7 protein-coding genes and 1 pseudogene are annotated in these 9,230 nt (G+C 57.0%); 6 read left to right on the top strand and 2 right to left on the bottom strand.

Going from position 1 to position 9,230, the window contains the following annotated elements:
• Nucleotides 1-2,497: class I SAM-dependent DNA methyltransferase (locus E2K76_RS19660; RefSeq protein WP_136686135.1), on the bottom strand; the 2,497-nt coding region annotated here is incomplete at its 3' end.
• 340 nt (nucleotides 2,498-2,837) lie between these two features.
• Between E2K76_RS19660 and mobV the strand changes: the two genes are divergently transcribed.
• The 6 genes from mobV (at nucleotide 2,838) to E2K76_RS19625 (ending at nucleotide 8,372) form a co-directional block, all read left to right on the top strand.
• Complete coding sequence (gene mobV / locus E2K76_RS19655) at nucleotides 2,838-4,109, top strand: MobV family relaxase (protein WP_136686134.1); 1,272 nt, start codon at nucleotides 2,838-2,840, stop codon at nucleotides 4,107-4,109.
• A gap of 434 nt (nucleotides 4,110-4,543) precedes the next feature.
• Nucleotides 4,544-5,065, top strand: a complete 522-nt coding sequence (locus E2K76_RS19650) for a hypothetical protein (protein WP_220432319.1) — start codon at nucleotides 4,544-4,546, stop codon at nucleotides 5,063-5,065.
• Nucleotides 5,066-5,691: 626 nt separating this feature from the next.
• Nucleotides 5,692-6,837: a hypothetical protein gene (locus tag E2K76_RS19640; RefSeq protein ID WP_136686131.1), complete on the top strand. Its 1,146-nt coding sequence runs from the start codon at nucleotides 5,692-5,694 to the stop codon at nucleotides 6,835-6,837.
• A gap of 11 nt (nucleotides 6,838-6,848) precedes the next feature.
• Nucleotides 6,849-7,556, top strand: a complete 708-nt coding sequence (locus tag E2K76_RS19635) for a hypothetical protein (RefSeq protein ID WP_220432318.1) — start codon at nucleotides 6,849-6,851, stop codon at nucleotides 7,554-7,556.
• A gap of 71 nt (nucleotides 7,557-7,627) precedes the next feature.
• Nucleotides 7,628-7,978, top strand: coding sequence for a DUF4160 domain-containing protein (locus E2K76_RS19630; protein ID WP_220432317.1), 351 nt, complete (start codon nucleotides 7,628-7,630; stop codon nucleotides 7,976-7,978).
• Nucleotides 7,965-8,372: a DUF2442 domain-containing protein gene (locus E2K76_RS19625; protein ID WP_136686130.1), complete on the top strand. Its 408-nt coding sequence runs from the start codon at nucleotides 7,965-7,967 to the stop codon at nucleotides 8,370-8,372. The genes E2K76_RS19630 and E2K76_RS19625 overlap by 14 nt, the downstream gene beginning before the upstream one ends.
• 536 nt (nucleotides 8,373-8,908) lie before the next feature.
• Here E2K76_RS19625 and E2K76_RS19620 read toward each other — a convergent pair.
• A pseudogene (locus tag E2K76_RS19620) lies at nucleotides 8,909-9,230 on the bottom strand (class I SAM-dependent DNA methyltransferase); the annotation flags it as partial.

Raw genomic sequence — 9,230 nt, 5'->3', positions numbered from 1 at the left:
GCGGGAAGGGGAAGGTCTCGAAGGTGGTCGAGGGGGTATAGCGGGGCCGATCCTCCAGCGACGTGCCCATGCGCAGCGACCAGAGTTCGTGAAAGCGCGAGTGCAGGATGCCGAAGGTCGTGTCGTCGTCGCGGGCAATGGCGATTACGGCAGAGTCAGCTAGCGTCGAAACAGGTGCCCAGACAAACAGCCGATACTTAGATACGCGAGGACTTATGATGTAGCGTCCAAGCCCACTTAGCGCCCGACGCATTTCGGAACGTGGGCGCTGGTGCAGCCACCAACCGGCAAGTGAACGGGTTTCGCGTCCTCTCAACAGTCCTTTGCCAGTGCGGGCACGAGTTTGGTTTTCAGCGTCGATTGCTTCTCGCAAATAGGAGAGTGGAGCCTCGAATAATGCTGCCTCACGCTCGGTCATGTCTGCACCGAAGTCGATCACCCATTGGTCCGACGGCCGGCGGGTAACGTCCATTCCGTTCGCCCAAGGACGCAAAACATCGGTGTTCTTCCGCCCGTTTGGATTGGTCGGAAGGACCACCCATTGCCTAGCAAGATCGCCCGAAACTTCAAAAGGTCCGGTCTTTATGGTGCCTTGAAAGGCAATTCTGCTGTTTTCACTAAGGGTCGCCGCGCGAGTGAGGTCCACACCACCGCTACCCGTCAAATCCGCAAACACTTTCGCCACATCGGCCCCGTCTAGTCGCGCCTCACCGCCCTTCTGTCCGTCAAAACACACCATCGATACCCGCACCGCCGCGCCGTCCACGGTCCAGGGTTCGTCCGACCATGCCTCGAAGATGCGGCCGCGCTCGGTGATCGGCTTCAGCACCTCGCGGTTCGCGCCCCCGCGAATGGAGTTGGTGGTGACCAGTCCGGCGCGTGTTAGGCGGCCCGCCTCGATCATCTCCCACGCTTTCGCAAACCAGTAGCAGACAAAATCCACGCCCCCTGGCACGATATTCCAGGCCCGGCGCAGGGCGGTCGTGTAGCCCTCGCCCAGTTCGGCGATCATCTTCTTGTTGCCGATGAAGGGCGGGTTGCCGACCACCGCATCGGCATCCGGCCAGTCGGCGCGGCTGCCGTCCGGGGCCAGCACCGAGTCGCGGTTCTCTATATTCGCCAGCGGGCGCAGGATCGGGTTCCGCGCCGCCTCGAAGCCGTTGCGGCGCATCCACTGGATTTCCCCGATCCAGACGGACACGCGGGCCAGTTCGGCGGCATAGGGGTTCAGCTCGATGCCGAACACGCATTCCGGGCCGACACGGGGAAAGCCGCGCGGCAGGCCTATCGCCTCGGCATCCAGGTTGACGCGATGCTCCAGGTCCTTCAGCGACAGAAGCGCCAGATACAGAAAGTTGCCCGATCCGCAGGCCGGGTCCAACACGCGGAAGTTCGCCAGCCGTTCAAGGAAAGCCTCCTTGATGCCTTCGGCCTCCTTGTGGGCGCGGGTGCGGGCGGCGGGACTGCGCGCCGCTGCGGCCTTGTCCAGAGCGGCGCGGATTTTCGCCTGCGCGGCGTCCCATTCGGCCAGCAGGGGGCGGATGATGACCGGGTCGACAATCTGCATGATCTTGTCGCGGTCGGTGTAATGCGCGCCCAACTGGCTGCGCTTGTCGGGGTCAAGCCCCCGTTCGAAAAGCGTGCCCATGATCGAGGGGTCGATTTCCGACCAGTCCAGCCGGGACGCCGCCAGCAGTTCGTTCACGTCCCCAGCTTCCAGCGGCAGGGCCTCGGCATGGTCGAACAGCCCACCGTTGAACCATTCCACCTGCTCAAAGCCGACCATGCCGCCCGACTGCATCGCTGCAAATAAGGTCGAGGCATGGGCCTGGAACATCCGGGGCTGACGCTGTGCGTGCTCGATCATCCGCTGGAACATGCGGTCGGGCAACAGGTTCACGTCCTCGGCGAACAGGCAGAAGATCAGCCGATTGACGAAATGCGCGACCTCATGCGCCTCATGCCCCCGGTGGCGCAAGTTCATGGCAAGGGCGGCAAAGCGACCGGCGGCATCTTCGGTCAGCCCCTGCCGGGTCTTGGCCGGGCGCAGCCGCTCGGGATCGGTGAAGGCGGCTTTCAGCAGGTCGCGTTTCGCCGCGTCAGCCAGCTCGTCCAAAGCGATGTCATAGACCTGCTGGACCGTGTTCGTCCAGTTGGTGTGCAACTGGATGCGGTCCATGTCGGAAACGATCAGCAGCGGCGGGTTCTCGAGCGCCACGGCATATTGCTGAAGCTGGGCAAAGGCGGCCTTCAGGTCTTTCCGCCTGCCCTTGTATTCCCAAGCAAAACAGCCGCGCCGCCACACGTCCGCCCAGCCTTCGCCGCCGCTGGTCTTAGTCGCTCCCTTCTCGAAGGTGAACCACTCGCCCTTGGGGTCCGCCGTCACCGGATCGTCAATGTCCAGCAAGCGGCAGAGGTCTAGGAAATGCGCCTGCGATGCGCTGCGCTCCTTGAGTTCGACATTGCGCCACTTGGCGATGAAGGCATGTGGCGTCAAATCGACCTCCAAATGTTTCTATGACTAAATTAGCCCCCGGAACGAAGCTTGTAGGCTGATCAAGCAATCACGCGCGGGACAGGTCTGACCTCTTGGAGATCATTCAAATACTCTGGGTAAATCGCGCGCACCATGGGCGTTCCAAGGGGATTGCAGAGAAACACCGTTTTAGAAAAATGTGCCCCTTTCCCCGTTAGGGGCGAGGGGATAATTTGGCCTTGTGCCAAATTGTCTAGTGAGTGCACATTTTTTGAAATGGTGTTACGTTTGCCATGTTACGACGTTCCCGGTGCCAAGCCGCCACGGAGCCACGCCAGCACGCTGACGCAAGAGGAAAACGATGCAGGATCAGGGTTTCGTCATCGGGGACTACGACTGGCTCAAGACCCAGGGCGGGCCTCCGGCGGGCAATCGTCGTTACGCCATCCTGCGCGTCGGTAAGATCAAGACCAAGGGCCATCTCGGCGCGGCCCTCGCCCATAACTTCCGCGAACGCCACACCTCGAACGCGGATGCCGATCGCCTGCATGACAACACCGTCCTCAAAGGCGCGGACGGTGCCCAGGGCGTGATCGCGGCATGGGACGCCCGTGCACCGGAGAAGATCCGTAAGAACGCTGTCCATGCCCTCGAATACTTTGTGGGGGCCAGCCCTGAGAAGATGGCGGCGATGACCCGCGACCAGCAGGACGCCTATTTCCGCAAGGCCCTCGACTGGTTCAAGGGCCGCCACGGCGCGGAGAACGTGCTTTCGGCCGTCATCCATCGCGACGAGACGACACCCCACATGCAAATGCTGGTGATCCCCCTCGATGCGCGCGGCAAACTGAACGCCCGCGAGCTGGTCGGCGGCAAGGCTACCCTCAGCAAGATGCAGACCGATTTCGCCCGCGACGTGGGTCAGGATTTCGGGCTGGAACGGGGGAAGGAACGCAGTCAGGCCACACATCAGACCATCAAGGAATACTATGCCCGCGCCAATGCCACCCCGGAGACCTATTTCCAGCTCCCTGAGCGCCACAAGGGCAATCTATTAGGGGTGGGCAGGGAAAGCGATGAGGATTGGCGTCAGCGGGCCTCTGAGGCCGCCAGAGACGCTGTTGCCCGGACCAAGGCCCAGTACGAGGAACGGCTGCACCAGATCGAACGTGGCGCGGCCCAGCTCCTGTCCGGCATACGGGCGCAGGAAAAGGCCCTGCGGCGGGAGTTTGGCAAGACCACGCCCGAGGAACGCCAAATGGCGACGCTCCACATGAACGGCTTGCTCATCACAGCGGGCACTCGCGAGCTAAGCCATATGGAAGGCATCGAGTTGACCGAGGCGGCCGAAACATCGTTCGGACCGGAGGGTATGAAAAAGCTGCTGACCGGCGATGTCAGCCAATGTCCAGGCGAGACTAACCTAGATCGGATCAGAGCAGGGCTGGATATCCTTCGAAGCTATGAGGTTCGTGGAATGGATCTGAGCGTACCGCTTCAGCGCATGAAGCAGGATATTGATCGGGATGCGGAAGAACGCCGTCTTGAACAGGAACGCGCACGATCTGAGCCTCAGACCAGCTTCATAGCAAAATCCCACGATCGCGAACGAGACGACGATTGGGATCTGTGATCCCTCCCTTCCCCCCTGCACCCCCAACCCTTGCGCGCTACGCACGCGGAATCGTCCGTTCGGCCCACAAGGGGCCTCACGTCCGATAGCAAAAAACTACACAGGCAGGCAGGCGCCAGCGCTTTGATCCGCGCTCCCGCCTGCCTGTGCATTTTTTTGCTTCTATATAAGAGTGAGAAGAGAAATGCGATTTTCTCCTTATTTTACAGGATGGCGAAAGACAAAAAATGGAACTCGAAAGACAAAAAATTACCATCATAAGACAAGTATAGCTTGATTTTTGTCTTTCGAGCGAAGATGGTCCTTCGGTCAAAAGACAGAAAATGGGGGCTGTTATGTCTAATGAAGCTTCTAGGTTTACCGGACCTACGATCCTAGAAGCGAAGGAGGTTAACCTTCGCCGCCTAGACTACAGCCCTCGGGAAAACCCCTTCATGACGGGCGCAGAAATCCGCACCTCGACCAAGACAGTCCGCACTCGGAGCACTCCTCGTGACTTGCTGGACCCAGAGACGGGAGAGGTTGTCGGGGCGACCGTCATCCACACCATAGAGGAACGCGACGAGGAGCATTTCGTCAAAGTCTTCGCAGAAGGCGTCAGGGCTGCATTCGATCTGACCAAGACAGGCGCGCGCGTCTTCAACACCGTGCTGGCAGAGTATCAGACTGCGAAGATGACCGGAGGGTATGCCGATAGCTTGACCCTCTTTTTCTTTGATGAGGGCCTGAACGGGCGTGCGATCGACATGAGCGAGAAGAGCTTTCAGCGCGGCTTGAAGGAGCTGCTAGCGAAAGGCTTCCTTGCTCCTAAGGCCCCGAACCAGTTCTGGGTGAATCCCGCCTTGTTCTTCAAAGGTGATCGCGTGACCTTCGCGCGTGAGTATCGCATCAAGAGCCGGAATATCGTTGAGAATGTTGCAAGCGGCACCTTGCAACATGATGATACTTCCCAGTGACACCTAACGCGCGTCACCCTTACATTACCCTTACATTACCCTTACATTACCCTTACAGCGTTAGAACATGAAATAGGCCCTGTAACCCCATGAAATTGAGCGCGAATGAGGCAGCGAAGCGAACGGGGAAGAGTGTTCCCACGATCACTAGGGCCATAAAATCAGGTAAGATTTCGGCAGACCGCACTGATACAGGAGGGTATATCATCGACCCTTCTGAACTCTTTCGCGTTTTCCCTGCGGTAACGACGTCATCTAACACAACCCCTAACGCGTTATATCCTGAAACCCCAAAATTACGCCTACCTGAAACCTCTGCATTAGAGGAGAGGATCAGGATGTTGGAAGCTGCCCTGTCTGATGCTAAGGTAGAGCGGGACGAATGGCGGGATCAGGCTAAACGACTAGCAACAGCGCTTCCCGCCCCAAGTCTCAATTCTAGTGACGACGCCTCGCCTGTCATGCCGCCGCAACGACCACATCAACCCCGCCGCTGGTGGCTGTGGCGTACGAAGACATCAACTTAACTACTGAAGAGCGTCATGAGTTGCGGCTCTATGGCGGCTCGACTCTTAACTACGTGCCTGTATGTTTCGCCCGCCGGGGGTCAGCATCAGGGAAGTATCTTGGAACCGTCGATTTCAGACTACGAGATTTCTATCATTAAAGGCTTGTTGCGCATGAACTATAGGCCTGCACTAGTGCAGGCTTATTTTACGCGACCGGACAGGCTAGTAAACCCAGCTCGAATTCAGGAAATTAAAACTAACGCAACAGCAAGAGTTGCTGCGATAGCCTCAGCTTCAGATGAGGATGTTGGGGATTTTCTAGACGCATACGCGCGAGCTAATCCTGCAAATGAGCAATACTCCCCTCCCATTCAAGAGAATGACGTTAATCAGTTCAAGCTAACTGAAAACGGAAAAATCACAATTGTTTCTGCAGAAGCAGATCTGCTGTTCGGCACTCCAGAGATTAAAGAAATTTACGATGAGTTACGGATTAAAGCCGTAGACCTCATCACGCAGGGCCATAACGGCCTCGGCGAAATCCACAATGATGTTTCAAGGTTCAGAGATGCCTTGCCAGAAGATGCCCTCGATGCATCGGTCATAAGAATATTTATGAGAGGCAGTGGCCTTAAAAGCAAGCTTGCCTCATACGATGCACACAAACAAAATCCGGAGATCTATCCAGTTGTCGACTTAGAACCCGGTATTGTCCCTCTCTTTCGGGATCTAGTTGAATCATTTACTCTACTAGTAAACCTGACCCCTGCCATGGCGGTGCTTGAGGGCAAAGCCACTACGAACGAGCAATACCTTTCACAAGGAGAAGCTCTAGAAGCGATAAAGCCGGCACTTGATGGGGTTGAGCAAATTGCTGAACCGGAAGCAGCTGAGGCGTTAGGTGAGCAGATTTCTGATGGTCTGAATGCCCCTCAAAACCAGTCCGGTCGCAATCAAAGAGCTGTAGCCTTCTCTTCTGTGCGGAACTTTGCTATAAGCATCTTCACCCCAGTGTACCATGCCGCCCGGTACATCTTGGGAAATGACAAACTTCCTATAATCGCTCAACATTTCAGGAATGGTCTTGCTTATGCAGCTGGACAGAAGTTCTATCCTTATTTGCATGACCGCTTTCCTGCAATCGTTGAATACGTCAAAAACAACGCTGAATCCCTAACCGCTTACGCGGAAAAGATCATTACTAATCAGCAACTCCATGAGTTCATTAGGGCAATGATCGAAATCATACGTAGTATCCCATAAGGCAGCAGCTCTTGATCACGCAAAATAAGTCACATGCCGTCATGGCCCAAAGAAGTGAGGCTAAGGATAGTTTAGATAACTTTCCCACTCCTCCATGGGCTACTCGTGCATTGATCGAACACATAATAGAGCGTGGGAATAAGAAGTTTTTGAGCAATATGTCATGCTTAGAGCCAGCTTGTGGAGCTGGCCATATGGCAAAGACCTTAGCCGAATATTTTGGGGAAGTCAGTGCAGCTGACGTACATGACTACGGTTACGGCAAGGTCGAAGACTTTCTTAATAACTCTCACGGGCCTAATGCCTTTGATTGGGTAATAACCAACCCACCGTTTAAATATGCGGAAGAATTTATCGAAAAATCATTACGCATATCTAGCAGAGGCGTAGCCATGCTAGTACGTACGGTTTTCATCGAAAGTGTGGGTAGATACGAAAGAATATTCTCACAGAACCCACCTCAAAAATTCGCTCAATTCAGCGAGCGTGTCCCGATGGTTAAAGGTAGACTGGATAAGAAGGCGTCTACTGCCACTGGATATGCATGGATTGTATGGGAGAAAAACATATCTTCCGAATCCCGGCTTTTTTGGGTTCCCCCATGCAGAAGGGAACTTGAAAGAAACGAGGATTATGTAGAAGATTTGTCCTCTGGGCCTGTCAGCCAGATGCGTGAAGCGGCATTGGAAAGAGAAATTTTGCAGAGAAAGCTTTTCTGATAATCCAGGCTTTACGTCCACTTTGTGCGGTATCTCCAACTACGGACGAAAAGCAGTGTCGAGCAGGTTCCTTGTGTACAGCCCGCCGAACTGCAAAATATGTCGCACGTAGTGCTACAGCGCTCATCGAAGCCGGTATTGAAAAACCCAAGCGATTAGGTTATATCTGGCGTATGCCGACTATCCTTCGCCTCGATGGCCTGCGGGTGAGAATCTACGTGGACGATCACCGCCCCGCCCATGTCCACGTCATTGCAGCAGATGGTGAGGCCGTGTTTGTGCTGAACTGCCCTGATGGCCCGCCAGAGCTGCGGGAACGCCACGGGGTCTCGTTGAAGATGGTGAACCGCATCCAGAAGGAACTGGCCGAGCATCTGTCAGTCCTTTGCCCGAAGTGGAGGGAGATTCATGGAGATTACTGAGCAGGAATTTCAGGCGGCGACCCTTCGTGGTGAAGACGTGCGGCGCAGAGGCTATGCCGTTCGGGCCGACTATGACGCCCGCCAGAACCGGCTGGTCGTGGACCTCAACACCGGCGTCACGATCATGGTGCCTGTGCATTTGATCGAAGAGCTGTCGGACGCCAGCGCCGACGATCTGGGGGAAATCGAGATCAGCCCGGCGGGGACCGGGCTGCACTGGCCCCGCTTGGACGCCGATGTTTACGTGCCCAGTCTGATGCAAGGGATCTATGGCACCAAGCGCTGGATGGCCGCACAGCTCGGAGCGGTTGGAGGCAGCTCCACATCACCCGCCAAGGGTGCGGCAGCGCGGACGAACGGGGCCAAGGGCGGCAGGCCGCGCAAGCAGGCGTAACCGCAGCGCTATCCAAGACGAGGCAAGACGAGGCAGGATATATGCAAGTGTAGAACATTTGCGGATATGAAGGCTTGCCATGTGCCGCGCGCCTTCCCATGTCAGGCTTACACGGGCTTAGACCCCACAAGACACGAGCTCAGACCTCACCCTACTTCGCACGGGCTCAGACCCCACGGTGCAGGCTCAAACCCTCGCCCCTATCCCTTCCCCTGAAACCCCTGACGGGAGATCGACATGCGGCGATTGCGCATGTGGTGGGCGGGTCTGTCTTGCGCGGAGAGAATAGCGGCTCTGGCCCTGCTCTTGCAGATGATCGACACCTTAAAATGACACAACCCCGGCGTGAAAGATCACGCCGGGGTTTTCGATGACATAACACCCGTTCGATCCCAATCACACCTCGCGGTTGATCTGGCGGGCAAGGGGCCTCTCTCCATCGCGCCCCCAGCCCCTGAACTAGACCACCCCAAGCCCGCCACAGGGTTCTGGTCCCGGTTGTTTGGAAAGGAGCGGGGTGACTGAAGCCTTTCAGCCTACCGGGCGGCGCGCTGCTGGTTGAGATGGAATAGACGGGCCAGGATCTCGTCGTCGGTCAGCAGGCCCGCACGCCAGTCATCGCCCCAGCCATAGGCTTCGGCCACGGCCTCATCCAGCGCCTTGTGGGCATGATCCAGCCAGGCGGGACGGACGTTGTAGAGGTTGGTCAGGGTGCGTTTCCTCAGCTCCCGTTCGGCCTTGTCGTCCACAGGCAGGATGCGGTCGGGATAGCCGGGGACCACCTCGGGCACGCGCGTCACCAGGTCGGGCGGGTTGAGCCAGGTTTCCCGCAACTCGTTCAACCGGGCGGCGGCGGCG

The sequence above is a fragment of the Falsirhodobacter xinxiangensis genome, assembly GCF_004959935.1.
Lineage (GTDB): Bacteria > Pseudomonadota > Alphaproteobacteria > Rhodobacterales > Rhodobacteraceae > Falsirhodobacter > Falsirhodobacter xinxiangensis.
The sequence above is the reverse complement of the archived record's forward strand: the minus strand, read 5'-3'. Positions and strand labels throughout refer to the sequence as shown.

What these genes read in the sequence shown, in the direction of transcription:
- E2K76_RS19625 (WP_136686130.1), top strand. Translation starts at nt 7,965, where the DNA reads ATGGAGATTACTGAGCAGGAATTTCAGGCGGCGACCCTTCGTGGTGAA.
- E2K76_RS19650 (WP_220432319.1), top strand. Translation starts at nt 4,544, where the DNA reads ATGACGGGCGCAGAAATCCGCACCTCGACCAAGACAGTCCGCACTCGG.
- mobV (WP_136686134.1), top strand. Translation starts at nt 2,838, where the DNA reads ATGCAGGATCAGGGTTTCGTCATCGGGGACTACGACTGGCTCAAGACC.